This is a genomic window from Mucilaginibacter galii (assembly GCF_014635825.1).
Taxonomy (GTDB): Bacteria; Bacteroidota; Bacteroidia; order Sphingobacteriales; family Sphingobacteriaceae; genus Mucilaginibacter; species Mucilaginibacter galii.
On sequence record NZ_BMDO01000004.1, the window covers coordinates 141,734 to 168,408 of the forward strand.

Consider the following 26,675-nt stretch of genomic DNA (forward strand, 5'->3'; position numbering starts at 1 on the left):
TTAACCTAACAACTTAATAACTTAATCAACTTAATAACTAATCTTAATTTCCAACAACTACTTTGGCAAAGCGCACCACCTTATCATTCAGGTAGTAGCCTTTTTCCAGTTCGTCAACCACTTTGCCTTTCAGGTTATCGCTTGGTGCGGGTATGCTGGTAATAGCCTCGTGAATGTCGGCATCAAACGGGGTACCTTTAGTTTCCATTTCTTTGAGGCCTTTTTGGCCTAAAATGTTTTTCAACTTAGATTGTACCAAAGCTACACCTTCTTTTACAGCGTTAATGTCGGTAGAGTTTTCCATGGCTTTAGCGGCACGTTCAAAATCGTCCAGCACGGTCAACATCGATACGATAACCTCTTTACCAGCAGTTTGCAGTAAATCTACACGCTCTTTGGTAGTGCGGCGTTTGTAATTATCAAACTCGGCATAAAGGCGTAAGTATTTGTCGTTAGCCAAAGCTAAATCTTCTTTCAGCTTTTCCTCGGCCGATGGAAGGTTAACTTCAACCTCTTCGGCGCTTACATTTAATTCATCTGCCAAAGGATTTTCGGCCTGCTCTTCGGGTGTAGTATTTTCCGTATTCACGTCTTTTATATCTTCTGTTGTAGGTGTTTCCTGCTTTTTATTCTTGTTAAACATGTCTTTAAAGTTCATGATAATACTGCAAATCAAGTACCTTGCCATGGCCGCAAAGCGGTCAGGCTGTCAGTATGAGGTTAAATAAATAGGTAGAATTGTCTTGAGTGAGTTGTCAGTTGCTCTGAAAAAGTTGTCAGTTGTCAGTTAGTTCATGGTTTTTAGTTCATGGTTCATAGCTGAGAACTAACGCTGCTATGAACTAACATCAATAAACCATGAACTAAAAATACTATCCTATCTGCACATCTTCTAACACCTTGCCCGATTCGCATTTGATGATGCGCGATGGGAACGTACGGATGATATGATAATCGTGCGTGGCCACTAAAACGGCCGTGCCCGAAAGGCTGATCTGTTTCAGCAACATCACGATTTCTTCGGAAGTATCGGGGTCAAGGTTACCGGTAGGCTCATCGGCCAGGATAATTTCAGGGTCGTTAAGCAGGGCACGGGCAATAACCACGCGTTGCTGCTCACCGCCCGATAGCTCGTGCGGCATTTTCTTTATCTTGGAGCGTAAACCCACTTTTTCTAATACATCGCGTATGCGTTCGGCAATAAGCTTCTTGTCTTTCCAGCCGGTAGCTTTCATAACAAAAAGCAGATTTTGCTCAATGGTACGGTCGGTCAACAATTGAAAATCCTGGAAAACGATGCCCAGCTTGCGGCGTAAATATGGAATATCTTTATTAGCCAGCTTGTTGAGATCGTATCCGCCGGCATGGCCCTGGCCGGTGTTAATGCTCAGGTCACCATAAATAACTTTCAATAAACTGCTTTTGCCTGAACCTGTTTGGCCTATAAGCCAAACAAAATCGCCTTTATCGATGTGCAAATTTACATCAGACAGTACCAGGTGTTTTTGCTGAAAAATATCAACGCCTTGCAGTTTTATAATGGAGTTACCTATCATGGGTATTACAGTTCAAGTTTTAAAATTTGTCCGAAGGGGAGGTCTTTGATAAGGCTCATAATGTATTCGCTCTTGTGGGCCAGGCCCACCTTATCCAGCGATTTATCGGGCCTGTCTACCCTGAAGTAGGCCAGCAGGGTAAACTGCTCATCGCGCAATTGCACGTAATCGGGTATTTTGGCAACGCCTTTAACTTTGATAACATACATGCCCTTCAAAAATAAGTAAAATTAAAGATTAGACAAGAATTGAAGCGTATCAATTCCGTCGGCATAGTCCCACAGGGCAGGCTGCTGGCTCTGCCCAAAATCAACCACCTGGTTGTTTATATGCACGTTTGCAACGCTCACCACACACTGAATGTTTTGGCTATGCTGTTCGAGCCAGGCTTGTGCAGCCGCTAAATCATCGTACTCTTCGTAAAATAATACGGCCAAAGGCGAGGTTAGGCGCTCATCTTCTTTAACCAACAAAAAGCCGTTATCGAGGTGCTTATCGCGGTTTACCAGGTAAATGGCTTTGTTGTAATCGTAGTTGTTATGATATTTGTGATGGTTGCCAATAGGGTGATAACTTTCTATGGCCTCAAAAAACGGGATGAAGTTGTAGTCTTTAGGCACTAACACTTTAGATACATTGCGGCAGCCAAGGCCATAGTAATCAAATACATCTTTACCCAGCAGGTGCAGCTGTTCGGTAGTTTCGTTGCCTGTAAGCAGGGCTATGCTGTTGCGGTTTTTGCGGATGATGTTGGGCACCTTGCCAAAATAATAGTCAAAGTACCTTGAGGTATTGTTACTGCCGGTGGCTATTACCGCGTCGAAGCCTTCCAGGCGCTCAATAAACTGGTATTGGTCGGCAATTTTAGGTTCGATGGTTGCTAAAAGTTGTAGGACGTATTTTATTAAACGTGCATCTTGCGATGATGCTTTGATCAAGGCAATATTGCCGCTTACCAGTACGCATAATACATCATGAAAACCCACCAACGGAATGTTGCCTGCTAAAATAAGGCCTACCTTTTTAGGTTGGTGCGGAGTAAAGTTGTAAGCGTTAAGCCATTGCTCAAGGCTCTCTTTAGTAAGTGAGTTGCCTGCGGCGGTAACCGCTTGTTGTACGCTCTCTGGTGTAAACCATGCATTGTAGTTGCTTTCCGATGCTATAATTTGCTCGAGCGTTTGGTCGGGGTGAAGCAATTGGCGGCCTAACTCAGCTAATATTTGGACTAAATATGATTTACTTAAATTTGACATATATACAGTAAGGAAGTGGAAACCCGCAAACGATTTTTTTGTTATATTTGCAAGCCTTTTACCGGAAGGCAAAGTTAAATAGAATATAAGACAATAGAGATACAGATATATGGCAATTATAATCACAGACGAATGTATTAACTGCGGAGCATGTGAGCCCGAATGCCCAAACAACGCTATTTATGATGCAGGTGCTGCCTGGCGTTTTTCGGATGGTACGGAACTGCGTGGTATTATTGATTTTGGTGATGGCAACACTTTGAACGCTGAAGAAACACAGGCTGCCATTTCTGATGATATTTACTATATCGTTCCGGATAAGTGTACCGAGTGTGTAGGTTTTCATGATGAGCCGCAATGCGCTGCCGTTTGCCCGGTTGATTGCTGTGTAGACGACGAAAATATTCGTGAAACCAAAGAGGAGTTGTTAGCCAAAAAAGAATGGCTGCACATGGAAGGATAGTAGCATTATTAAGATACAGAGGCGGCACCCTGCAAAGGTAGCCGCCTTTTTTTTGTGATAAAATTTAAGAACAGTATTATAAGCCTGTTCTATAAAGCCCTCCCTCCCGGGGAGGGTTGGGAGGGGCTACTCTTTAATCTTACTCACCATCCATACAATTAATCCGCCAAGCATGGCAATTACCCCAAACGACCACCTGATGCTCGCAGCCTGAGCAATGTAGCCCACAAATGGTGGTACCAGTAAAAAGCCGAAGTAACCGATGGTAGAAATTGACGCAATGGCCGCTCCGCTGCTCAACGTAGCCGATTTACCTGCAATGCTAAACACCAGCGGCACCACGCACGACACACCTAAGCCTACCAAAATAAAACCTAACCCAGCGGTAAGCGGGTAGGGTAGAAGTACCGCTAACAATAATCCTGATAGGATGAACCAGCCGCTAAATCTCAATAATGTTTTGATGCCGGTGCGCAGTACCAATTTGTCGCCCACGAAGCGGCCCGTTGTCATGGCTATCATGTAAACCACAAAGCCTGCAGTTGCCGTGGAGGCGCTGGCGTGTACCGCTTTTTCAAAATAGATAGCGCTCCAATCGTACATGGTATTCTCACAAGCCATGCAGGCGAATGAGATAATGGCAAATTTAAGCATGTGCTTATCGGGCAAAATCAGGAACGGCTTACGCTCGGTAGGTTGAGGCTTTTGATAGAAAGTATACGAATAAAAGTATAGTGATACGGCGCACAGTAAAATGCTAATGCTGCCCAGGTGATAGATTAGGCCGATGCCCAGCTTCACCATCAAGTAACCCACGGCAGCCCCGGCAAAACCGGCCAGGCTCCAGATACCATGAAAAGTAGTGATGACCGATTTGGTATACAACGACTGCACCCCAACCGACTGGGCATTGACCGACAGGTTGAGCAAATTACGTGCCGACCCAAAAGCGAACAGAATAATAGCGAACTGCCAGGCTACGGTAGCCAGCCCCAAAAAGAACAGAACGATGTTAAACAGCAAGGCACCAAACAGCATAATACTGCGGCTGGTGTAGTGACTTAACAAACGGCCGGTAACGGGCATGGTTAGCATTAAACCGATAGGCAGTGCAAACAGGAGCGTACCCAGTTGAGCTTCGTTCAAATGCAGCTGCTGTTGTATTGATGGGATGCGTGATGCCCAGGAGGAATAACCAAAACCGGATATAAAAAAGAAAATGGCACACCCAATACGAAGATCGCGGGGCGACCTGTTCTTAACCTCTGTCATGTGCGGCAAAAATAACAATTAAAATTTCCTATTAGTTAAATCAGGAAAATTGGATTTAAATTTTCGAGAGGTTTAAAAGTGGTTCCCGAAGTACTTTTGTACGTTCCGGGAACCACTTTTATGCATATGAGGAAAAATGAAGTTTTTTGAAGTTTTATGTAATTTTCAGATGAGAATATGCATTTTATTGAACGCCGTTAGTGCCCGGTAAGAAGTATAATTTTTGGTTACGGTAGTAGTTTAAATCGTGGTCGGGCTTTTCGTAGCTTGCCGGTATAGGCATTTTAGAAAAGCTTTGGAAGTACAAAACACAGGCATTGCGCCACCAAACAGCTTCCTGTTCTTGTATGGCCAGTAGTTGTTTTACTTCATTGTAACGGGCATCATCTATTTTGCCTTGCATTAAACTCCACGTTTTCTGCATGTTACGAACCGAGTCTACGCCGCGGTAGTAATGATCAACCATTTCCTGCCACAGCGTTTTGCCCGATGGCATGGTATGTTTCCAGCTTACATGATGGAACCAAAGCAAGTACTTTTCGGGTGTGGTTTCAATGTGCTCAAACTCATCACGAACCGGTGGAAAGTACTGAGCTACAGCGTTACTACCGGTAGAAGTACGGTCGAAACCAACCCCTGCCGAATCGGCTTTGTGGTAATAAGTTGGATTCCAGTCAGGTCGGGCCAAGTTGCCTACCCAAGGGCCGGGACCGTAGTGTGCACCGGTACCCATAATGTGGTGTAAACCAAGTGGTGTCATGTAATCAACCGTGGTCTCACGTGAGCTGAGCATCAATGCTTTAACCGGCTTAATAAAGCTATTATCCTGGGTAAAGGTCATGCGAAGCCAGTCATCCGCAATAGCCTCCGAGCTTTGTGCGGGGTTCCAGGCCAGGCGCCCAAAAGCATACCAGTTAGCCTGCGCAAAAGGGTGACCGGTCCAGTTCACATCCGAGCCTATATTAGCCACACCGGCCATACCGCTAAGTGTTTGCTTGTCTAACTGTCCCTCAATATCTTTAGCAACCGTAGAGCCTTTTCCTTTGGCATAAGTATCTGATTCTAAGGTTTCTTTAAACATAGGCGCCAAGTACACCAAGTGCGTAGAAAAGCCCAAATACTCCTGCGTAATCTGGAACTCCATCATTAGCGGCGTTTTGCGCATGGCTCCAAAAAGCGGGTGAAATGGCTCGCGCGGCTGGAAATCGATGGCGCCATTCTTTACCTGCACAATCACATTGTCACTAAACTGACCATCCAAAGGCTTAAATTCGTTGTAGGCTTGTTTCGCTCTGTCATCGGGCACCTTATCATCGTATACGAAAGCACGCCACATCACAATGCCGTTATGTGGTTTTAATGCGTCGGCCAGCATATTGGCACCGTCCACATGGTTGCGGTTATAAGTCTGTGGTCCCGGCTGACCTTCGGAGTTTGCCTTCACAATGAAGCCACCAAAATCTGGGATATATTTATAGATCTCATCGGCTTTATCTTTCCACCATTGCCTTACGCCTGCATCTAACGGGTCGGCCGTTTTTAGGCCGCCAATTTCAATAGGGGCACTAAACCGTGCCGTTAAATAGATCTTTATACCATAGGTGCGAAATACATTAGCCAAGGCAGAGGCTTTAATCAAATAATCCTTGGTAAGCGATATGGCGCTGGCATTCACATTGTTAACTACGGCACCATTAATACCAATAGAAGCATTAGCACGTGCGTAATCAATATAACGTGGGTCAATATATCCGGGCAGTTTGTGCCATTTCCAAATGGATGAGCCTGCATAACCTCGTTCAACCGTACGGTCCAAATTGTCCCAGTGGTTCAACACCCGCATTTTAATCTTCGGGCTTTCATTGATCGCAACCGATTGCAAAGATTGACCTGTTTGTAAAAGTTTAAGGAAGTTGAAAACACCGTATAATATTCCTTTATCGGTATTGGCGCCTATCATCAGGCAGCTTTTACCGTTGATATTAGCGCTTTTTATAAAATAGCCTTCATCGCCTGCTGCTGCAATATCGTTACTGAATTTGGCTACGTTAGCAGATGTTTTAGGCGTTCCAACAATGAGTGTTCCGTTAGATGTCACGCTGTTTACCAAGGCCGGTTGCAGATTTAGCATCTGCTGTAAGGCATTGGTCAGTTCTCTTTTGGCGGCTAAAAGGGTAGGAGAAGAACCATTGAATTGCATTTGTTTAACCGATTGCCGGTAATTGTTATACAATGTGCTATTTTGTACCTTATCATAACGCAGCCATAAACGGTACCCGTCTTCTGCTTTAACAAAAGAAGATGTAAGCATTGACAGGAACAGTATAATACAGGCAGTTGGCTTATTCATATTTTATTTTTTCTTTAAAGACGAATCTCTGATAACGAGTTCGGATTTCTGTATCAATTTATTATCAGCAGGCGAAACGTTTTCGCTGTTATTTAACCGGTTTATTAATATTTTGGCAGCCACCTCGCCCATGTCGTAACCTTTGTAGTTCACGGTGGTAAGGTTTGGCTCAATAATGCTTGCTTCGGTATCGTTGTTAAAACCGGCAAAAGCTATATCATCGGGTATGCGTATGCCGTGGCGCTTTAACTCCTGCATGCAACTTACCGCGCAGGCATCGTTAGTTACAAATACGCCATCGGGGCGTTTGGCCATAGCTAAAATGGTATGAGCTGCTTCTATACCTGCTTTTAAGGTAAGCTGTGTACGCAGTATCAGATCTTCTTCTACACGCAGGTTGTTGTCAATCAAAGCTTGCTCGTAACCTTTATACCTGTCGGCAGCTACGCTACTGAGCCTGAAGGCTGTAATATGGGCTATGCGTTTACAGCCTTGCTTAATCAGGTGATCAGTTATGTGGTATGATGCTTTTACGTTGTCAATTTCAATACCCGGGCATTTAGGATGGGGCCAAACCCTGTCAAAATAAACCAGCGGGATGCCGCGTTTAACAAAGCTTTCAAAATGGTCGGCATTCTCTGTTTCGTAGGCCAAAGAAACCATTAAACCATCTACCCGGTTATTGTACATGGCCTGCGCTATATTAACTTCCTTGGCGACACTATCCAGCGACTGGCTTATAATAAGGTTATAACCGGCTTCGCTCAACACCTTTTCGACACCAGCTATTACGTTAGACATAAAGCTACTATTGAGGTTACCCACTATAATGCCAATAATGTTACTCTTCTTTTTGCGCAGGTTACTGGCCAAATGATTAGATCGGTAACCCATTTCCTGGGCTGCTTCCACTACCTTCTGCTTAGTATTAATATTAACCGAAGGATGATCCATTAAGCCACGGCTCACCGTTGCTGCTGAGATATTTAACTTTTTGGCTATATCGTATATGGTTATTTCTTTTTCCGGATCCATCGTGTTGGTATGAGTATTTACAAGCCTAAAGTTATAATTTTTTAATTATACGTTGGGTTATGCGTGTAATATGCTGAATATCAACATACCATGGTGGTGCTGAACAGAAAAAAGCCGTTGATGCACAGTGTTGATGTAGGACCGTTTAACAATTGGTTGCGAAAACAAATATATAAATTACTCTTGCAATCGATTGTAAATATGGAAATTTGTTCGCAGATTTAAAAAATTTTCGGGCTGTCGAATAAAACAATCCATTCAATAAAGATACCTAAATACCAGCTAATTTATGTTGAAAAATATAATCACACTTGCAGCTACTGCGTTGTGTTTTACGTTAAACGTGCAGTCGCAAACCATACAAGCACAGGCTAATCGTATTATTACTGCCGATCTTAAAAATGTTAAGGGCGAACTCAATCGCAGTTATAATTTTTGTGTAGGTGCAGGCCGTGCCAATGAGGGCTTACGGGCCGACTGGCAACGGCAGCTGCGCCAGGCTAAGCGCGATTGCGGTTTCAGATACCTGAGATTTCATGGCTTATTGTCTGATGATATGGGGGTTTATAAAGAAGATAAAGCGGGAAACTCTATTTATAACTGGCAGTATATTGATGAGTTATTCGATTATTTGCTGAGTATCGATGTAAAGCCTTTTGTAGAGTTGGGCTTCATGCCCGATGCGCTGGCAAGCGGTAAACAAACCATTTTTTGGTGGAAAGGCAATATTACCCCGCCAAAAGATTACGCAAAATGGAATAACCTTATCAAACACTTAGTAGAGCACTGGGGCGAGCGCTACGGTAAAGTTGAAGTAGCCAAATGGTATTTTGAGGTTTGGAACGAGCCAAATTTGAAAAACCTGTTTTTTTCTGGAGATCAAAGCGACTATTTCAAACTGTATAAGGAAACTGCTAAAACCATTAAAGAGGTATCGCCAACATACCGTGTTGGCGGACCAGCCACTGCCGGTAATGCCTGGATACCCGAAACCATCAACTTTTGCTTGGAAACCAAAACGCCTATCGATTTCATCAGTACACACGATTATGGTGTAAAACAAGGATTTTTAGATGCAACCGGCACTGCCGGAACCGTTTTAAATGCAAATAAAAACATAGTACCGGATGATATGGCCAAATCGAGGCAGCAAATTGCTACATCAAAAATGCCTAAACTTGAATTGCACTATACCGAATGGAGTTCGTCATACACGCCGAGCGATCCTATACATGACAGCTACCACGAAGCTGCCTATATTCTTAATACTATCAAGCGGGCGGGTAACGTAGTCAACTCTTTATCATACTGGACCTTTACCGATATTTTTGAAGAAGCAGGTCCGCGTATGACACCTTTTCATGGCGGGTTTGGATTGATGAATTATCAGGACATTAAAAAGCCAGCATATTATGCTTTTCAATATCTCAATAAACTTGGCAGTAAAGAATTGGCAAACAGCGATTCGAGTTCTATTATTTGTGCCGATAAAAATGGAAATATCCAGGCTTTATTTTGGGATTACACCTTAGATCAGCCCAAAGATTCGGTAAACAACCAGGTGTTTTATAAACGCGATATTCCGGCTAAGGCAAAACCCGCAGTTGCCTTAAAACTTAAAGGCTTAACAGCCGGAAAGTACAAAATTGATGTTTATCAAACCGGCTACCGTGTTAACGACGCTTATGCCGTTTATTTAAATATGCGCTCGCCTTCGCAATTGAATAGGCAGCAAGTGGCCGAAATAAAACAAAAGACCAATGGTAGCCCGGCAGCATCAACCGTAGTTACAGTAACGTCTTCCGGATTAATGGAAAAAATGTTACCTATGCGGAGTAATGATGTTTACTTTCTAAGCATCAATAAAATCAAGTAGTCTACTTTTAGTAAATACGTCTTATATGATGATTCCTGATTTAGAACAAACATTCCGCTGGTTTGGCCCGTCAGACCCGGTAACACTTCACGCTGTCTCCCAAACCGGCGCCACCGGTGTTGTGAATGCCCTTCATCATATTCCCGCAGGCGAGGAGTGGAGCCTGGAGGAGATACATGTGCGCAAAGCTATAATTGAAGCCGCAGGCCTGCAATGGTCGGTAGTGGAAAGTGTGAACATCCATGAGAGTATTCGCATAGCCGGACCAAAGCGTGATAGCTATATTGAAAAGTACATTCGTACGCTTAAAAATCTATCGCAAGCCGGATTGAGCGTGGTATGCTATAATTTTATGCCCGTGCTCGACTGGACACGTACCAATCTCGATTATCGCTTGCCTAACGGTGCTTCGGCCTTGCGTTATGATGCTCCCGCTCTCGCTGCTTTTGATCTGTACATATTGCAACGCCCAGAAGCCTATCAGGAGTTTAGCGCCGATCAGCAGCAAAAGGCAAAGGCATATCTGGATAGCCTGAGCACCGAAGAAATTACACAGCTCACCAATATCATTATGGCCGGCTTGCCCGGTACCGATGATGTATTTACTATTGATGAATTTAAGGTTCATCTGAAAAAATATGAGCATATAGATTCGGCCGTGCTAAAACAAAATATGGCTTATTTTTTAAAAGCCATTATCCCCGATGCAGAGAAGCTGGGTATAAAGATGTGTGTGCATCCCGACGATCCACCGTTTTCCATTCTAGGACTGCCGCGCGTTGTTTCCACCGAGCAAGATCTGGTTGATGTGGTGAACGCTTGCCCTTCGCCCAGTAACGGACTAACGTTTTGTACCGGTTCGCTGGGGGCTAACCCTGCCAATGATTTGCCTGGCATTGTTGAGCGTTTAGGCGAACATTTTCATTTCCTGCACTTGCGTAACGTAAAGCGTGAGGCAGATGGTAGTTTTTATGAGGCCGACCACCTAACAGGCAGTACTGATATGTATGCGGTGATGAAAAACATCATTTTAGAACAGAAAAAACGCCATGCAAACGGCAGTGCAAATGTTACTATACCTATGCGACCTGACCATGGCCATAAAATATTGGATGATTTTAACTATAACACCTATCCGGGTTATTCGGTTATTGGCCGCATGAAAGGTTTGGCCGAGCTAAGAGGATTGGAGATGGGAATTAAACGTACATTAACGGAATTGTAACTTGGTTGCTTTGCAGGCATAAATATGAAACATTCAAATTTACTTGTTGGGATTGCCATTATGGCCTGTGTAAGTCTTATTGAGTGTAAAAGTTCAACACAAAATAATGTTGTAGAGATAGATCCTGTTTTTAAAGAGGTAGTTTTAAAAATCGGCAATCATGAAGTGACCCGATATGAGTTTGAAAAAAATTATAAGATTTTTCAATCTATGTATAGGCAACAACACCGCATAACTCCTGATAGCATTGCTACCAAAAGCTGGATCAGTGAATTTATTGATAAGCAATACCTGTTAGCCGATGCCTATGCTAAGGGGTACGACAAAGATAAATTTGTAGTTGAACGGACTCAAAGTATGACCAGGCTCATGATCTCACAGCCTAAAGGCCTGTTGTATCAGGAACTGGTTTCAAAGTTAGGTAATGATAATTTCACAATTCAGGACAAGCAAAAAGCACAAAAAATTAAATTAGAAGAAGAGCAGAAGATACTTATGCAACACAATGAGGAAGTGATGAAGTCCTCTGAGCAAAAGATTAATGGGATTATTTTATATAAGCTTGCTAATGATTTAAAGCATTATAAGGATGTACACCATTTTAACAAAGACGAGTTTAAAACTATGTTGAATGATATATTGATAAGCTATCAATTCAACGGCGATAAAAGAAATGTTACGGTTGCACAATTCATGGATTATTACAATATGTTGCCAGCCAAATATCCAATTGAAAATGCCGAAACAATACGTTATTACCTTGAAGGCATGGTTATAGATGATTACGACTACCAGGAAGCCGAGAAACTTGGAATCACTAAAAAGCCCGAATTTACTTTGAATAAAAGAAACTATACTAATTCATTGATTAGTAACCGTTATGAGAAAGCTGAACTTAAATATGATACTATTATAACACCAAATGAGTTCAAAACCTTATATAATAAGGAAAAGGAAAAATATATTGTGCCTGTTAAATTAGTGGCATCATTATATTATTATACTAACAGGAAAGATGCATTTAATGCATTAGTTGCATTTAGCAGGAGAAACACTACCCCATCAATACCACCTGTTACTGCAAAATTTGCAGATAAGCATACCACTATAACTGTTAATACCGCTATTGCTGATACAATTAAGAATGCATTGTACAGCCTTAGAATTGGACAGGTATCAAGGCCTATACCGGTAGATAACGGTTATGCAGTGGCTATAAAAGAAAGTGAATCGGGGCAGCGTTTAAAATTGCAAAAAGAGCTTGAACCTCTGTTTACACAACAAATTAGGAATGAAAGGCTAAGGTTGAGAAAAGAACAAGTAATTATGAGTTTGAAAAAAAAGTATAAATTACAAGATCATATTAATTATAAAAATTATTTGTAATAAAGACCGACTCCACATGGATGTTTATTACCAGTTTACGTTTAAATCTGCGCTTGCATAACCTTTAAGAAAAAATGTAGCTTCAATCCAACCACCTTGCGTACTTGAAGGGTAAACTGTACCTGATGTAGATTTAGAAGTATTTCCGTTATCCGGAACATAAGCATCTGCCTGATAGCCGGGAAAATCTCCCCACAATATAATTTCTGCAGAACTAATCTGATCATTGCTGCAGCTTAAATTAGTGTAGTAGGATATGTATCCATTTACGGGCTCTACATATGCTGAAAGCCCATCGTATACGTTATCGTTTACACCACTCGATGTAACCCTCTTCGAAGCATTACCTGCAAATGTAACTTGCGACAAAGTAATACATGTAAGTGCTAAAAATAGAGTACTAATAAGTGAAATTTTTGTTTTCGTAATAATTTTTAAGTTAAAATTGATTTAATAATATAGTGGAGTCGGTATTTCAGGTTTGTTGTGACTTTACTAATAAGTAAATTGGAACGAATGAGTTATAAACACGCTACCAGTCTACTCCTAAATAGTTGTTAATGCAATCGATTGCTTGAATGATTTATTTAATAGTTCTTTAGAATATATTATGGTATATCATATAGCTAAGCATTCCTGTGAATTTTTAGCTATAGAATTTATTTGAGTATCAGGTTACCAATTTGCCTGCATACTGGCAGTTAATAAGATTGACCCCATCAATATTAAAATACTACCAGCTTACTTGCGAATAGGCTGTTGAGCCGTAACCGTTTGCATACAAACTTGCTTCAAGCCAGCCACCTTGCGCTGATGAAGGGTAAATAGTATTAGAAGTGGTTTGATAATAAGCGCCGTTTTCTGGTACATGAACATGTGCATCGTAGCCAGAAATGTCTCCCCACATTACTACCTCAGCCGAACTGTAATCACTCGGATTACTGGTACAGGTTACCGTAGCAGAAAAACTGATGTAGCCATTAGTAGGCTCAACCCAAAACACATTGTTATCATTTAAATTACTGCTGCGGTTATATGATTCAAGGTATTTTGAAAAATATCCTGCATAAGCTGCTTTTACAAATGTTACGCACACAAGCATCAGCATCAAAGTACTAATAGTTAAGATTTTTGTTTTCATAATTGATTTTTAGTTAAATTGATTGTTTGTATGATGGAGTCAATCTATTCGTAATCGCGATTTTTGCTAAAAAACTTAAATCAATGGAAATTAATAGGTTATATTAGGTATGGCAATATATGTTAATTAATTTAATAATGCAATCGATTGTAATTTTTTTGTATAAATATAATATACAACAAAAAAAGCGATCAATATGATCGCTTTTTTACTCATTGGTTAATGTGTTATTTAACCTCTGCGCTGTATAACTTTTTGAGCTGCCTCAACAATAGCAGGGGCATTCAGTCTGTATTTTTCCATCAATTGCTCAGGTGTACCCGATTCGCCGAAAGAATCATCTACAGCCACGTACTCTTGCGGCGCAGGTTTGTTCTTGATCAATACCTGTGCAACAGAATCGCCTAATCCGCCTAAACGGTTATGTTCTTCGGCCGTAACCACGCAACCCGTTTTGGCTACCGATTTCAGAATTGCTTCTTCATCCAATGGTTTAATGGTATGGATGTTAATGATCTCGGCAGATATACCCATAGCTTCTAATTGTTCGCCTGCTTGTATGGCTTCCCATACCAGGTGACCGGTGGCTATGATGGTTACATCGGTGCCTTCGCTTACCATCCAGGCTTTACCAATTTCAAAAACCTGATCGGCAGGGGTGAAGATAGGCACTACAGGCCTTCCAAAACGCAGGTAAACCGGTCCGTGGTGTTCGGCAATAGCCAGAGTCGCAGCCTTGGTTTGGTTGTAATCGCAAGGATTGATCACTGTCATTCCGGGCAGCATTTTCATCATGCCCAAATCTTCCAGTATTTGGTGAGTTGCACCATCTTCGCCTAAGGTTAAACCAGCGTGAGATGCACAAATTTTTACGTTTTTATCTGAGTAAGCTACCGACTGGCGAATTTGATCGTAAACGCGGCCTGTGGAAAAGTTGGCAAATGTACCTGTGAACGGCACATGACCACCAATGGTTAAACCTGCAGCAATACCAATCATATTAGCTTCGGCAATACCTACCTGCACAAAACGTTCAGGAAATTCGTTAATGAAATCCTGCATTTTTAACGAACCCACCAGGTCGGCACACAAGGCCACTACCTTTGGGTTACGCTTACCGGCTTCCAGCAAACCTGCACCAAAGCCCGAACGGGTATCTTTTTTTTCTGTATATGTATACTTGGTCATGACCTCTCCTAAATCCTCTCCAAAGGAGAGGACTTTTATCTATTTAAGGGTGAGTAAATTGTTAATATCAATGGCTTTTATCTCTCCCCCGTTGGGGGAGTTGGAGGGGGTTAGTAGTCTCCCAGTGCTTCTTCTAATTGGTTTAAAGCCTGCTCTAACTGTGCATCGTTAGGGGCAACGCCATGCCATTTGTGGCTGCCCATCATAAAGTCAACACCAGCACCCATTTCGGTTTGCATCAGTATCATTACCGGTTTACCTTTACCGCTCAGGCTAATGGCTTTGTGTAAGCCTTCTACCACAGCGGCCATGTCGTTACCTTTCATTTCCATAACTTCCCAACCAAAGGCGGTAAACTTGGCATTAAGGTCACCTAAAGATAGAACCACTTTGGTAGGTCCGTCAATTTGCTGGCCGTTCACATCCACGCAAGAAATCAAATGGTCAACCTTATTATGCGGAGCAAACATCGCTGCTTCCCAAATCTGGCCTTCCTGTAATTCGCCATCGCCATGCAGGGTAAATACCAAACGGTCGTCGCCGTTTAATTTTTTACTTAAAGCGGCACCAATGGCAACCGATAAGCCTTGGCCCAAAGAACCTGAAGCAATACGCACACCCGGTAAACCTTCGTGCGTGGTAGGGTGACCCTGTAAGCGCGTATTTAACTTACGGAAAGTGGCCATTTCGGCTTTATCGAAATAACCCGAACGTGACAGCACCGAGTAAAATACCGGCGAAATGTGTCCGTTAGATAAAAAGAAAAGGTCTTCGCCCTCTCCATCCATGTTGAAGGATGGATCGTGTTTCATAATAGCAAAGTAAAGGGCTACTAAATAATCGGTACAGCCCAGTGAGCCGCCCGGGTGGCCGCTTTGGCAGCCATGCACCATGCGCACCACATCACGGCGTACCTGTGAGGCAATACGCTGAAGTTCAGCAATATCTCGTGTCATTATAATTATTAGGTTGTTTGTTAAGAGTTATTAGTTGAAAGAAGCGGGTTTTAAGGTGCGGAGAGCGAGGGACAAAGGGATCAAGATACACCCTCCTTAACTCCGCTCTCCGCACTTCAATACCCCGCTCTCAAAATTATTTCACCTGCGCGGCACCTGCCTCAGCAGCTTTGGCATGATCGGCCAGAAACTGGGCTAAACCATTATCAGTTAACGGGTGCTTTAATAAAGCAGTAATGGCCGATAACGGACCGGTAATTACATCAGAACCTAATTTTGCACAGTTAATAATGTGCATAGCATGACGAACTGATGCTGCCAAGATCTGAGTTTCGTAGCCATAGTTATCGTAAATTAAACGGATATCTTCGATCAACTGTAAACCATCGGTAGATACATCATCTAAACGGCCAATGAACGGAGATACGTAAGTAGCACCTGCTTTGGCTGCTAATAAAGCCTGACCGGCAGAAAATACCAGCGTACAGTTGGTTTTTATACCTTGCTGGGTAAAATATTTAATGGCTTTAACACCGTCTTTGATCATGGGTACTTTTACCACAATACGCTCATGCAGTTTGGCCAGGGCTAAACCTTCGGTAACCATTTCGTCATAAGTGGTTGCAATAACTTCGGCGCTAACATCACCATCGGTAATTTCGCAAATGGCTTTGTAATGTGCAATTACGTTATCGTGGCCGGTAATACCTTCTTTGGCCATGAGCGATGGGTTAGTGGTTACGCCGTCTAAAATACCCATATCATGGGCTTCGCGGATTTGTGACAGGTTTGCGGTGTCAATGAAAAATTTCATAATGTGCTTGTATAGTATTTAAATGTCAATATAACACTTATTTGGTTGATTTGGCAAATTTTCTTCGATGCCGTAAAAATGCAATAAATTTTAGAGCTAACCTAAATATATTTGCAATCGATTGTGAAGGTAGTTATCCACTTGATATATAATGGAAAAGCCATGTGAATAATATAGTTCACATGGCTCATATTTTTGAATTATTTATAGTTTAATCTACTTGGCCTGAAAACTCTCCGGCGGACCTAAATAACTTGGTTTTACGCTCTTATTAAAGTCAAGCACTAATTTTTGTAAGACGATGCCGGGGCTTATCATCCAAAATTTAACGGTATGCACACCGGCTTTGCTTAATTGGTGCTTTGAGGATTGGATGTTGATGCTGTTGGCAACGGACCTGTTCCACAGCCCGGGGTTAGCTTCGGCGTTTACGTAGAACACTTGTGGTTTCTCATCATCAATAGATACCGCATATTGCAGGCCCTTATTTCCGGTAAAATCAATGGTGGGAGAGAGGTAAGCATTTACTTCTACCAAACCGGTGTCGACAGTATTTACCTGGTATTGTAAATGCGGACTGTTACCGCCGGGTGTTTGCATACCTGCCGTTGCAGGAAAAGTTGTAACGCCAGACTGAGTTTTACCATAGTTGGGCACAGTGATCCATTTTACGTTCGCAGAGCCAATGGCCTTAGTGTAATGTTCTGCCTCCATAGAAATGTATCCGTTAGCCTGAACAAAACCATTTACTTTATTATCTAACGGGTTGTTATTAACCACAACATCTATACTAACCTTGCTTCCGTCCGAACCTGTGATCACCACAGGTACAGTTTGCTTACCTGCCGGTGCCTTGGTCCAGTTTACGCTTACCGTTAACTGCTGCTGCTGTGAAATACTACCGGTAGAAGGGGTGATGGTTAGCCAGGCCGGACTATTTACTGAATATTTAAATGATTCTTTTCCGCGGTTAAACACCTCTATATAATGCGCATCTTTTTGGAAAGTGTTGAACTCAGGCAAAGCCGCTTTGGCTGTTGCTTGCGGCCACCAATCGGTACTGCCTTCAATACTTACACCCATCGCCGCAGCAGAGGGGATAGTTATGGCTTGAACATCGGGAATTTTATCTACCGGTGGTTGTTGCCAGTAGGTGTAGCCAATGTGGGTTTGATCCATCATGTGGTTCCACTTGCCGCCAGCTAACTGTGTGTTATAATATTTGCTGATCTCGGCATCTTTGGCAAACAATGCTTTTACCCGTTCTGCTTTATCATTAGTTGCAGCCCGACCCTGCTTAGCATACCATTTATTTAAGGCCGCATTGTAATACATCTCATTTAAATTGGCACAGGCCTGTACCGGGTGCAATACCAGCTGATAGTAAGCATCCTTTTGATTTGCCGGGATGGTGTTATTAATTTCTTCGGCTTGTTTAAGCAATGCGTTATAATCTGTTACTACCTTTTCAAATTCCTGGTAATTGGTTAAACTGTAAGTATTGGCATCTAATAATTCCGGTTTGCGGCGTGCATTGTATTTAGTGTAGGTGTTTAAAATATGCGCAATACCATCGGCATATTGGGGGCCAAACTGCTTTTGTGCCCATAGCTTTGTATACTCGGTTAAGCGGCTGGCCGGCCATTTGTTAGGGTTCCAGGCATAATCTAAAAAGAACTCAATTGGAAATTCCATGGGCTTCAAATCGCCCACATTAACTATCCATACCTGTCGGGCATTATGTTCATAAGCCAGGTGCATTTGTTCCCAGGTTTTACTTATTTGGTTAGTGTTTAGCCATTTGTAGTTACGCGGGCCACCAACATAATCATAATGGTAGTAGATCCCATAGCCGCCTTTACGTGGTTTTTCTCCCAGTTTGGGCAGTTTGCGAATATTTCCCCAATTATCGTCACATAATAATAAAGTAACATCGTCGGGCACGGTCATGCCCTTGTCGTAATAATCTTGTACCTCTTTATATAGTGCCCACATTTGCGGGGTTTGTTCGGCAGGCTTTTTAGTCACATCTGCAATGATCTGGCGCTGGTCTTTAACTATTTTTTCGAGCAGAGAAATATTGGTGCCTTGTTCCATGGCCATATCGCCATCGCCGCGCATACCAACGGTAACAATGGTTTCGGCATTGCCCATGTTCTCAATACCTTTCTTCCAAAAATTGCGTAGTTCGTCACTGTTCTTATTGTAGTCCCACTCGCCTTTGCCGTAGCGTTTCCACTCTTGCTGGGCACGGTCCATAGGCTCGTGGTGCGATGTTCCCATCACAATGCCATACATATCGGCAGTTGAACGGTTAAGCGGATCATCATCATTAAAGGCGTTACCCCACATGGCCGGCCAAAGGTAGTTACCTTTCATCCGCAAGATCAGTTCAAACATTTTGGCGTACATCTTACTGTTAACGCCGCCAAATTTTTCTTTCGTCCAACCCGAAAAAGCAGGAGCTTCGTCATTAATGAATATTCCACGGTACTTAACTGCCGGTTCGCCTTGCGTATAACGGCCGGGAACAACATACAGTGCTGATTGCTTTTTTACAGGAACATCGGCCCACCAGTACCAAGGCGACACGCCTATTTGTGCAGAGAGGTCGTAAATGCCATAAATAGTACCGCGCTTATCGCTTCCGGCAATAACCAGGGCTTTATCTACACCCGGCATAGGGTTATTTACAGTTTGCAATACAAAGGTTTCCCACTTACCTGTAATGCCTGCGACATTAAGTTTTTTAGTTTTGATCAGTTGATCTATAACCGGGCTTTTACCTATGGTGCCAATAATAACTATGGTTTTAGCACTGGAGGTGCCATTAAGCATTTGAGGCTTAACGGCCGAAACAGCACCTATGTCGGTTTGAAGGTCTTTTGCAGCTCTTATTACGCCTTCATAATCGGTATTGCTTACCCACAACGGCGCAGCTTTACCTGCCACAGCCAATGGAAAGTAACCGGCGTTTGCTTTACTGCTGATATAATTATAATCTTGCGTAGCAAATGCAGGTTTGCTGTAGATAATGAACATTGCTGCCAGGAGAAACAGAACCTTTTTTGACAGAGCCTTACAGATTATTGTTGAATGAATAGTTCTCATAGAAAGGTATGATGTTACTTTTTAAAGTTGATAACCTCGTAATAAGCATTTTTAGGCTTTAAGTTGGTATCGAACAACAAGGGGAAGTTTTTACGACCGCGTACGGGATATTCGTCTAACCAGGTATATTGATCGGAGATGTTCCAAAACGTAACCCCAGTAACTGTTCCCTTAAACTGACGCAGTACCTCAAATACTTCTTTATACTTGGCTATTTGCCTTTTTTCCAGTTCGGGAGTGTATTCACCTTTTTCGCCGGGGCGCAGGGCGCGGCGTTCTTTTTCCCATGGATAAATAGATATATCCAGTTCGGTAATTTGAACCTTTAACCCTAATGAGGCAAATTTTTGAATGGTGTTGCGTAACTCAGCAGCGCTGGGTTCTTCTAAAGACCAGTGTGCCTGTAAACCAACTGCATTAACAGGTACCTTGGCATCAACCAGTTTTTTCATAAGCTTGTACACACGCTCCATTTTTTCAGGGCGTTCGGTATTATAATCGTTGTAAAAAAGAATGGCTTTAGGATCTGCCTCGTGGGCGTACTCAAATGCTTTGACGATAAAGTCTTCGCCGCATATCTGGTACCATAAAGAGTTGCGTAAAAAGTTTTTAGGATCATCATCTATCGCTTCGTTAACTACATCCCACGCATATATTTTACCCTGGTAGCGCTTAACCACCGTAAAAATGTGATCGTGCAAACGTTTTAGGAGCACTTCTTTGGTTACCTGTTTTCCAGTACTGTCTTTAAACAGCCAATCAGGCGTTTGCTCATGCCAGCACAAATTATGGCCGCGCACACGTAAACCATGATGTTGTGCAAAGTTGACTATTGAGTCTGCGTCGCGCCAAAAATATTGATCTTCCCTTGGATGGATAGGACCCATCTTCATCGCGTTTTCGGGTGTCAGGCTATTGTATTGCTCAAGTATGAGTTCGGCCTGCGGACCACTCAGGTGCCGTGGGGCTACAGCTACACCCATGTAGAAATACTTTTTGTAGTAATCTTTCAGGCCTTTATTTAAAGTCGGTTTTTGCGCCATTGTTAAACTAATGCACAGCACGCACAGCAACCCGGTTAAGGCATAATGCTTCTTCATAATTGGTATTGGTTAGATATTAATGCAATCGATTGCAAATATATCATGATTTTGCATTTGCACAAGTAGAGGTTAGGGACACAAGAGCTAAAACCCGCTGTCTAACATTAATGTTACTTTCCGCACGTAATAAGCATAGTTTGATTGGAAAACCGTCGTAATAACTACTTGCCTATCAGTATACCTATTGTAAACTCTAAGACCTCTATACGTGAAAATACAGAAAGTGTAAGCAATAGTGATAACTTACCTTGATTATTAAGGGTAAACGCTGTGAACTTCAATACTGACAACCGGCCGTTTTTCTCAGTAGAAGCTTACGACCTACATGGATCGTGAAAACTACATTTACAATGGTAATATTTACTTACCGATACCGTGTCAGATGGTTCTTCTGAAGTGAATTTAAGTTACGCTAAAATGCCTCACCCAAATTTAACCTGATAGAAGAGTAACCTTTGCTGAACCCGTAGTCAATAGCAATATTCGTATTCGATTTTTTATTCATTTTAACTCGTAAACCGCCGCCGCCAGCGGGGTGAAAGTAATTGAATTGGCGCGTGTCGGGCTCGTTAACTGTGGTAACGTTGGCAAATAATACGAATCCTAACAAACCATTACGGGTAATGCTTCGGCGGTATTCCGCTTCGGTATACCAAAGGCTTTGCCCGCGGTAACGGTTTTGCTCAACGCCCCGGCCCGAACGGTTGTAAAAATCCCACCCTATACTTGGTAAGCTTAGGTAGGGGGTTCCGCGGTCTAAGGTGGTCCAGTAGTAAGTCCACAGCGCCAGGGTGTTTTGGCGCACGGTATTGTGTGGAGTTAATGATATGTACTTGCGCATATCGGCATATATAGATTGCCATACGCGGTTACTGCCCAATACAGGTGAATTATAACGGTAAACTAAATTAGCGTAGCATCCTGGTAAAGGATTGATAGAGTTGTTGCGGGTATCGTACAGCAAGTTAAAGGTCATGCCCGAAGAAAAAGAATTCTGACCGTAATCCGTTCCAAATATATAACCGGATTTATCTTGCAGATCAACATCATCGTTACCAGCTTTTATACGCATATGGTAATCGAGATCATAGCCAATTCCGGCAAAAAAATAAGGTTTTATGCGGCGCAACAGACTCTGGTAAAACCGCACATATTTATAATTTACACGGGTGCGATTTTCTTCCGGCTGATTGCCACCCAAACCCCAGGTATCCTGCGGATATACCATCATACGGGTATCGCCCGAGAGAAACCAATTGTTATTGTTAAACCAAATGCTCGACCGCAAAGGTAATCCGAACCGGCCTTTTAAATTGAAGTATGGCGTAAAGGTTACGCTCGATAAATTGGTGGTTTCCTTATCGCCGAGGTAAAAGCCCGCCGTTGTGGAGGTAAGAAACATTTTGCCGCCACCATCGGGCAGGGTAGAGGCTGTTGGCAAAAATGAGAAATAGACTTTGGATGGATTTGCACTTACCACCGTGGCCGACTTAGTTTTGGGTTTAAATACAGACTTGAAAATATCTATCAGGTCTTTTTGCGCAACACTATCTGAAGAATGCCTGAAGCTTGACACCATGACGCTGTCTTGTGCAAGCACAATGCCTGAAGCGTAAACGGTCAATCCTAATATCAGTAAAAGTCTTTTAACCATCCTTTAGCGCAACAACATTTTCTGGCGGGTTTGCCGGTAATGTTTAAATTGGTTTCTACACATAATCCCTCTCCGCAAAATCATCCGTAATTAACGAAATAAAAAGCAATGTTGCAATACCATGACATTTTTTGCGTCGTTAAGTTTTAATCCTTTAAAAATTGGTGGGCAATGTCATAATAAACTTCAATTAATTCAATTCTTCGCCTTTCATGTGGCAGAAATTCCTATTCCTAGTTTCATATGAGCACTAAGACATTAGCATCACAAAGAAAATTATCTCGGCCTTAATGTTCAAAATTTCAGCCTTGACATCCGGCTTTTTAAAGGTATGGCATTTTTAACTCAAACTTTGGCCTGATAAGTGCCTGGGCTTTGATAATTCGTATTGGATCCATATTATTATTTTATAAACCTAATAAACCCGGCAGTGGCCAGGTTTAATGTAAAAGAAAAAGCGCTATATCCAGTTGGACAATAGCACTTTGAATAACTAAACTAACTATTAATTGTAAGTACCATATTTTCTATAGTACTGTTTACGGGTATGATGAGCTTTGTAGTAAGCTCTTTCTTCTTTCTCCTTTTTACGGCGGGCTTCGTTACCAATAATGTAACCACCGCCTGCTCCAATAGCACCACCAATTAAGGCTCCTTTAACGTTATGGCCAATTATGGTACCGGCTAATGCACCAGCACCACCGCCAATAATGGCACCTTTAGCTTGTGAGCTCATTCCTTTTTTCTGTTGTGCGTAAGAGATATTACTTGCACCTATAAAAAAGGTAAATATTAATCCAAATAACAATGTGGTCTTTTTCATGAGTATGTTTCTGTCTAAGTATGTGTTGCTGGTATATAGGATGCAAATTATGCGCCAAGGTTTAATATAATGTGCAAAGCTCTAAGTACGCGCGACAATTTATACCTCTAAAATATAGAACGGAAAGTCGTAACCAGCCTTAATTAAAACAGGTTTAGCCACGTTAAACACTTTTATGTTGCTATTATTTATGCGCCCTTCAAGTGTTCCGGCATGAGCATGTCCATGAAAGGCGGCAATCACATTATTCCGGATAAGCGGCTCTGCCAGGCGGGATGAACCCAGGAATGGGAATATTTCCTCTGGCTCACCTATAACCGTTGCTTTTATAGGTGAGTAATGCAAAATGGCTATCTTTTTGTCCACCTCATGTTCGCCGTCGAGCTTATTAAGGGCGCGTTCCAAGTGTAATGCCTCATCAACCGCTTCCTGCACATAAGCTTTATTGGCATCTTCGCCAAACATGGTAAGCAGGTAGCGGTCAAAACCGCCGCCAAATCCTTTAACACCCGCAAAACCTACACCGCCAATTACAATAGCTTCGCCATCAAGCACATGTACGTTGTGACTTTGTATAGCTTGTCTGATGAGTTTGTGTCTGCCTTTTTCATAATCATGATTTCCAAGTACACAAATTACAGGAATAGAGCAAGCTCTCAGTTCGTTAGCTAATATTTGCGCCTCGTCCTCATCGCCGGTATCGGTAAGGTCGCCGCAAATAATCAGTACATCGGCACGGTCCGAAACTTCTTTGAAATACTCTACCCACTTACCCTTATCGGTTTCTTTAACATGAATATCGCCTACCGCTGCTACACGGGTTACTTTTTTCTCTTCCATAGCGCTTATACAGTTATAATGGTGTACGATTTATAGTTCCAATCTTTGATATCAACGCTGTATTGGGTTTGGTCTATCATGGGGCCGCGGCATACTTTAACCTCCGGCGATGGCAAATCAAATTGCTCGGCAGCTCTCCTCAATAACTCATCATACAACCAACGTGGAATGATTTGCTGATAATCTGCCGGATATACAAATTGAAATATAACTACCTGTGATAAAAGTAGTTGCCAGTGCTGGTCTAACCTAAATAAAAGATGTTTCCAGTCTAAATTGGCACCATATTGTATAAGCAGGTGATTGATATCGGCACCATCATAGCGCTCACGGTTTTGCACATATATCTTACTCCAGATCAGATCCTCCGGTCCCAGTAGTTTCAGGTTACGGTCGAAAAAGCTGGCATCTACAGCGCGCTCAAACCAAGTATCGTCTACCTTACAAATGTTGTTTACAGTGTCAAAAATCAGGTCTATAAAGTACTCTCCTTTAAATATTTTGGCCAGCCAGCGGGCATCGGTAAACTGTGTTTCGTAGCCGCGGTCGCTAAAATATTTCATAATTTTAGGGCAATCGCTTGATTTACAGTATATATCAATATCTTTAGTGTCGCGGTAAATGCCGCTATAATGAAATATGGCAAAGGCACCGCCCAGCATAAATTCAATTCCACTGTCTTTCAGGTGGTCAAGAGCCTCCTGATAAAAGGCAATGGCGTCCTCATCTTCGTTAATTCTCATAGTTTGGTTTAAATGCCAGGGCTGTTAATTTGTTTGTTTCATATGGTAAGAGTAACAACTTTAAAGCAGTAAATCTGTTTGGAATGTAGCTTTAATAAGTACATATTCATTCATGTTTCTTTGTTAAAACTTCAAAAAACTCCATAAAACTTCATTTAAATAGATTGCGGGAACAGCGCTTTGGAAAGCTAGCTGACAGAAGTTTTTTCGTTTCTGCACTCGATTAAATTTTGTGAAAAGATATTGCAATATCATGTCTATATCGTATAATTGTGATATTGACAATTAAACCAATTGTAGCCGTGAAAAAATATTTATTAGTCCTTTTAGCCGGGATGAGCTTTAATAGCTATGCCCAAAAAACGGCCAGCATTACGCTGAGCAACGACTCGAAAGATACCATTAGCCGCCACATTTACGGGCAGTTTGCCGAACATTTGGGTCGGGGTATTTATGGTGGTTTCTGGGTAGATAAAACTTTACCCGTGCCCAAGCAAAACCGCATACGCCTTGATGTGGTGAACGCGCTGAAAAAGATCAAGATTCCTAACCTGCGGTGGCCGGGCGGTTGCTTTGCCGACGAGTACCACTGGCGCGACGGCGTTGGCCCAAGTGCCAAACGCCCTAAAATGATCAACACCAACTGGGGCGGCGTGGTAGAAGACAATAGCTTTGGTACCCATGAATTTTTAGAGCTGTGCGACCTGTTGGGAACTGAACCTTACGTATCAGCCAATGTGGGCAGCGGCACAGTAGAGGAAATGTCGAAGTGGGTAGAGTATTTGAACTTTGACGGTGCCAGCCCATTGACCAAGGAGCGTGCTGCTAACGGTCACCCTAAACCTTATAATGTTTCGTTTTGGGGTGTGGGTAATGAAAGCTGGGGTTGCGGTGGTAATATGACACCTGAGTATTATGCAGGCGAATATCGCCGATACGCTACGTACGCCCGTAACTATCCAACTGCTAAGCTAAAGCGTATTGCCAGCGGCTCTAACGCAGGCGATTACAACTGGACAGAAGTGCTGATGAAGAACGTAGGTCCGCGCAATATGTGGGGACTATCATTACACTATTATACGCTTCCTACCAACAACTGGAGCAAGAAAGGCCCGGCAACCGGCTTTGGCGAAAAAGATTACTTCAACACGCTGAAGAATAGTTTGGTGATGGAAGAACTGGTAACCAAGCACTCGGCTATTATGGATAAGTACGATCCTAATAAGCGCGTTGCTTTGGTGGTAGATGAGTGGGGCGTTTGGACCGATGTTGAACCAGGTACCAACCCGGGTTTTTTATATCAGCAAAACAGCTTACGCGATGCTTTGGTGGCCGGTACAACCCTTAATATATTTAACAACCACTGCGACCGTGTAAAAATGGCTGAACTGGCGCAATGTATCAATGTATTACAGGCTTTGATCCTGACTGATAAAGAGAAGATGCTGTTAACGCCTACATATTATGTTTTTGATATGTACAAGGTGCATCAGGATGCTAAGTATTTACCTTTCAAGCTAAATACACCTGATTACGAATACGATGGTAATAAAATACCAGCAGTAAACGTATCTGCCTCGCAAGATAAAGCCGGAAAAGTGCACATTACTTTGGTTAACTTAGATGCATCAAGCAGTATTACCGTGACCACCGAGTTAAAGGATATTATATGGAAAGCGGTAACAGGCCGTGTTCTTACTTCGGGCAATGTGGCCGATGTTAATACCTTTGCCAAACCAATGACCGTTGCACCAAAAGCTTTCAACAGTGCTAAGCGCGATGGCAACAAATTGTTAGTTACCATCCCTGCAAAATCTATAGTAGCGTTAGAATTAAATTAATTTAACCTAATTTTACCGCAAGCCCTGTTTAACATTGTTTAAGCA

Annotated in this window: 23 protein-coding genes; 5 read left to right on the forward strand and 18 right to left on the reverse strand. The window is 42.4% G+C overall.

Annotated elements, in window-relative coordinates; all coding sequences use genetic code 11:
* Positions 1 to 43 precede the first annotated feature (43 nt).
* The 4 genes from IEV61_RS09115 to IEV61_RS09130 form a co-directional block, all read right to left on the reverse strand.
* Positions 44 to 643: a nucleotide exchange factor GrpE gene (locus tag IEV61_RS09115; RefSeq protein ID WP_188416231.1), complete on the reverse strand. Its 600-nt coding sequence runs from the start codon at positions 641 to 643 to the stop codon at positions 44 to 46.
* Positions 644 to 872: 229 nt separating this feature from the next.
* A complete protein-coding gene (locus IEV61_RS09120) occupies positions 873 to 1,556 on the reverse strand; it encodes a cell division ATP-binding protein FtsE (RefSeq protein ID WP_188415885.1) in 684 nt (227 codons plus the stop codon).
* A 5-nt stretch (positions 1,557 to 1,561) separates the two neighbouring features.
* A complete protein-coding gene (locus IEV61_RS09125; RefSeq protein ID WP_188415887.1) occupies positions 1,562 to 1,765 on the reverse strand; it encodes a fructose-6-phosphate aldolase in 204 nt (67 codons plus the stop codon).
* A 21-nt stretch (positions 1,766 to 1,786) separates the two neighbouring features.
* Positions 1,787 to 2,809: an acyl-CoA reductase gene (locus IEV61_RS09130; protein WP_188415889.1), complete on the reverse strand. Its 1,023-nt coding sequence runs from the start codon at positions 2,807 to 2,809 to the stop codon at positions 1,787 to 1,789.
* Positions 2,810 to 2,918: 109 nt separating this feature from the next.
* Here IEV61_RS09130 and IEV61_RS09135 point away from each other — a divergent pair, with 109 nt between their 5' ends.
* Positions 2,919 to 3,272: a 4Fe-4S dicluster domain-containing protein gene (locus IEV61_RS09135; protein ID WP_188415891.1), complete on the forward strand. Its 354-nt coding sequence runs from the start codon at positions 2,919 to 2,921 to the stop codon at positions 3,270 to 3,272.
* A gap of 126 nt (positions 3,273 to 3,398) precedes the next feature.
* Here the strand turns inward: IEV61_RS09135 and IEV61_RS09140 are convergent, their stop codons facing one another.
* From IEV61_RS09140 to IEV61_RS09150, 3 genes are all read right to left on the reverse strand, one after another.
* Positions 3,399 to 4,544 (reverse strand): MFS transporter, encoded by a 1,146-nt coding sequence (locus tag IEV61_RS09140; protein WP_188415893.1) that lies wholly within the window; start codon positions 4,542 to 4,544, stop codon positions 3,399 to 3,401.
* A gap of 184 nt (positions 4,545 to 4,728) precedes the next feature.
* Entirely contained in the window at positions 4,729 to 6,894 is a 2,166-nt protein-coding gene (locus tag IEV61_RS09145) for an alpha-glucuronidase family glycosyl hydrolase (protein ID WP_188415895.1), read from the reverse strand.
* A gap of 3 nt (positions 6,895 to 6,897) precedes the next feature.
* Positions 6,898 to 7,929, reverse strand: a complete 1,032-nt coding sequence (locus tag IEV61_RS09150) for a LacI family DNA-binding transcriptional regulator (RefSeq protein ID WP_188415897.1) — start codon at positions 7,927 to 7,929, stop codon at positions 6,898 to 6,900.
* A 289-nt stretch (positions 7,930 to 8,218) separates the two neighbouring features.
* Here IEV61_RS09150 and IEV61_RS09155 point away from each other — a divergent pair, with 289 nt between their 5' ends.
* From IEV61_RS09155 to IEV61_RS09165, 3 genes are read left to right on the forward strand one after another with little or no spacing between them, the layout of a single operon-like run.
* On the forward strand, positions 8,219 to 9,805 hold the full coding sequence (locus IEV61_RS09155; protein ID WP_188415899.1) for a GH39 family glycosyl hydrolase: 1,587 nt from the start codon (positions 8,219 to 8,221) through the stop codon (positions 9,803 to 9,805).
* A 25-nt stretch (positions 9,806 to 9,830) separates the two neighbouring features.
* Entirely contained in the window at positions 9,831 to 11,030 is a 1,200-nt protein-coding gene (uxuA, locus tag IEV61_RS09160) for a mannonate dehydratase (RefSeq protein ID WP_308472322.1), read from the forward strand.
* Between the two features lie 24 nt (positions 11,031 to 11,054).
* Complete coding sequence (locus tag IEV61_RS09165) at positions 11,055 to 12,416, forward strand: peptidylprolyl isomerase (protein WP_188415901.1); 1,362 nt, start codon at positions 11,055 to 11,057, stop codon at positions 12,414 to 12,416.
* 27 nt (positions 12,417 to 12,443) lie between these two features.
* Here IEV61_RS09165 and IEV61_RS09170 read toward each other — a convergent pair whose 3' ends face one another.
* The 11 genes from IEV61_RS09170 to IEV61_RS09220 all read right to left on the reverse strand — a co-directional run bounded on the left by IEV61_RS09170 (position 12,444) and on the right by IEV61_RS09220 (position 24,789).
* A complete protein-coding gene (locus IEV61_RS09170) occupies positions 12,444 to 12,785 on the reverse strand; it encodes a hypothetical protein (RefSeq protein WP_188415903.1) in 342 nt (113 codons plus the stop codon).
* 364 nt (positions 12,786 to 13,149) lie between these two features.
* A complete protein-coding gene (locus tag IEV61_RS09175) occupies positions 13,150 to 13,557 on the reverse strand; it encodes a hypothetical protein (protein ID WP_188415905.1) in 408 nt (135 codons plus the stop codon).
* Positions 13,558 to 13,788: 231 nt separating this feature from the next.
* Positions 13,789 to 14,745, reverse strand: a complete 957-nt coding sequence (locus IEV61_RS09180) for a transketolase family protein (protein WP_188415907.1) — start codon at positions 14,743 to 14,745, stop codon at positions 13,789 to 13,791.
* 110 nt (positions 14,746 to 14,855) lie between these two features.
* A complete protein-coding gene (locus tag IEV61_RS09185; protein ID WP_188415909.1) occupies positions 14,856 to 15,701 on the reverse strand; it encodes a transketolase in 846 nt (281 codons plus the stop codon).
* A 136-nt stretch (positions 15,702 to 15,837) separates the two neighbouring features.
* Positions 15,838 to 16,515, reverse strand: coding sequence for a fructose-6-phosphate aldolase (gene fsa / locus IEV61_RS09190; protein WP_188415911.1), 678 nt, complete (start codon positions 16,513 to 16,515; stop codon positions 15,838 to 15,840).
* A gap of 216 nt (positions 16,516 to 16,731) precedes the next feature.
* The gene (locus IEV61_RS09195; protein WP_188415913.1) at positions 16,732 to 19,557 is read right to left on the reverse strand and encodes a glycosyl hydrolase 115 family protein; all 2,826 of its coding nucleotides are present in this window, start codon (positions 19,555 to 19,557) and stop codon (positions 16,732 to 16,734) included.
* A gap of 83 nt (positions 19,558 to 19,640) precedes the next feature.
* Positions 19,641 to 20,726 carry an endo-1,4-beta-xylanase gene (locus IEV61_RS09200; protein ID WP_188415915.1) on the reverse strand — a complete coding sequence of 362 codons (1,086 nt, stop codon included), beginning with the start codon at positions 20,724 to 20,726 and terminating at the stop codon, positions 19,641 to 19,643.
* A gap of 415 nt (positions 20,727 to 21,141) precedes the next feature.
* The gene (locus tag IEV61_RS09205) at positions 21,142 to 22,383 is read right to left on the reverse strand and encodes a BamA/TamA family outer membrane protein (protein ID WP_188415917.1); all 1,242 of its coding nucleotides are present in this window, start codon (positions 22,381 to 22,383) and stop codon (positions 21,142 to 21,144) included.
* Between the two features lie 505 nt (positions 22,384 to 22,888).
* On the reverse strand, positions 22,889 to 23,206 hold the full coding sequence (locus IEV61_RS09210) for a YMGG-like glycine zipper-containing protein (protein WP_188415919.1): 318 nt from the start codon (positions 23,204 to 23,206) through the stop codon (positions 22,889 to 22,891).
* Between the two features lie 99 nt (positions 23,207 to 23,305).
* A complete protein-coding gene (locus IEV61_RS09215; protein WP_188415920.1) occupies positions 23,306 to 24,046 on the reverse strand; it encodes a metallophosphoesterase family protein in 741 nt (246 codons plus the stop codon).
* A gap of 5 nt (positions 24,047 to 24,051) precedes the next feature.
* Complete coding sequence (locus tag IEV61_RS09220) at positions 24,052 to 24,789, reverse strand: nucleotidyltransferase (protein ID WP_188415922.1); 738 nt, start codon at positions 24,787 to 24,789, stop codon at positions 24,052 to 24,054.
* A gap of 302 nt (positions 24,790 to 25,091) precedes the next feature.
* Here IEV61_RS09220 and IEV61_RS09225 point away from each other — a divergent pair, with 302 nt between their 5' ends.
* Positions 25,092 to 26,630 carry an alpha-N-arabinofuranosidase gene (locus tag IEV61_RS09225; RefSeq protein WP_229747081.1) on the forward strand — a complete coding sequence of 513 codons (1,539 nt, stop codon included), beginning with the start codon at positions 25,092 to 25,094 and terminating at the stop codon, positions 26,628 to 26,630.
* The last annotated feature ends 45 nt before the right edge of the window (positions 26,631 to 26,675 follow it).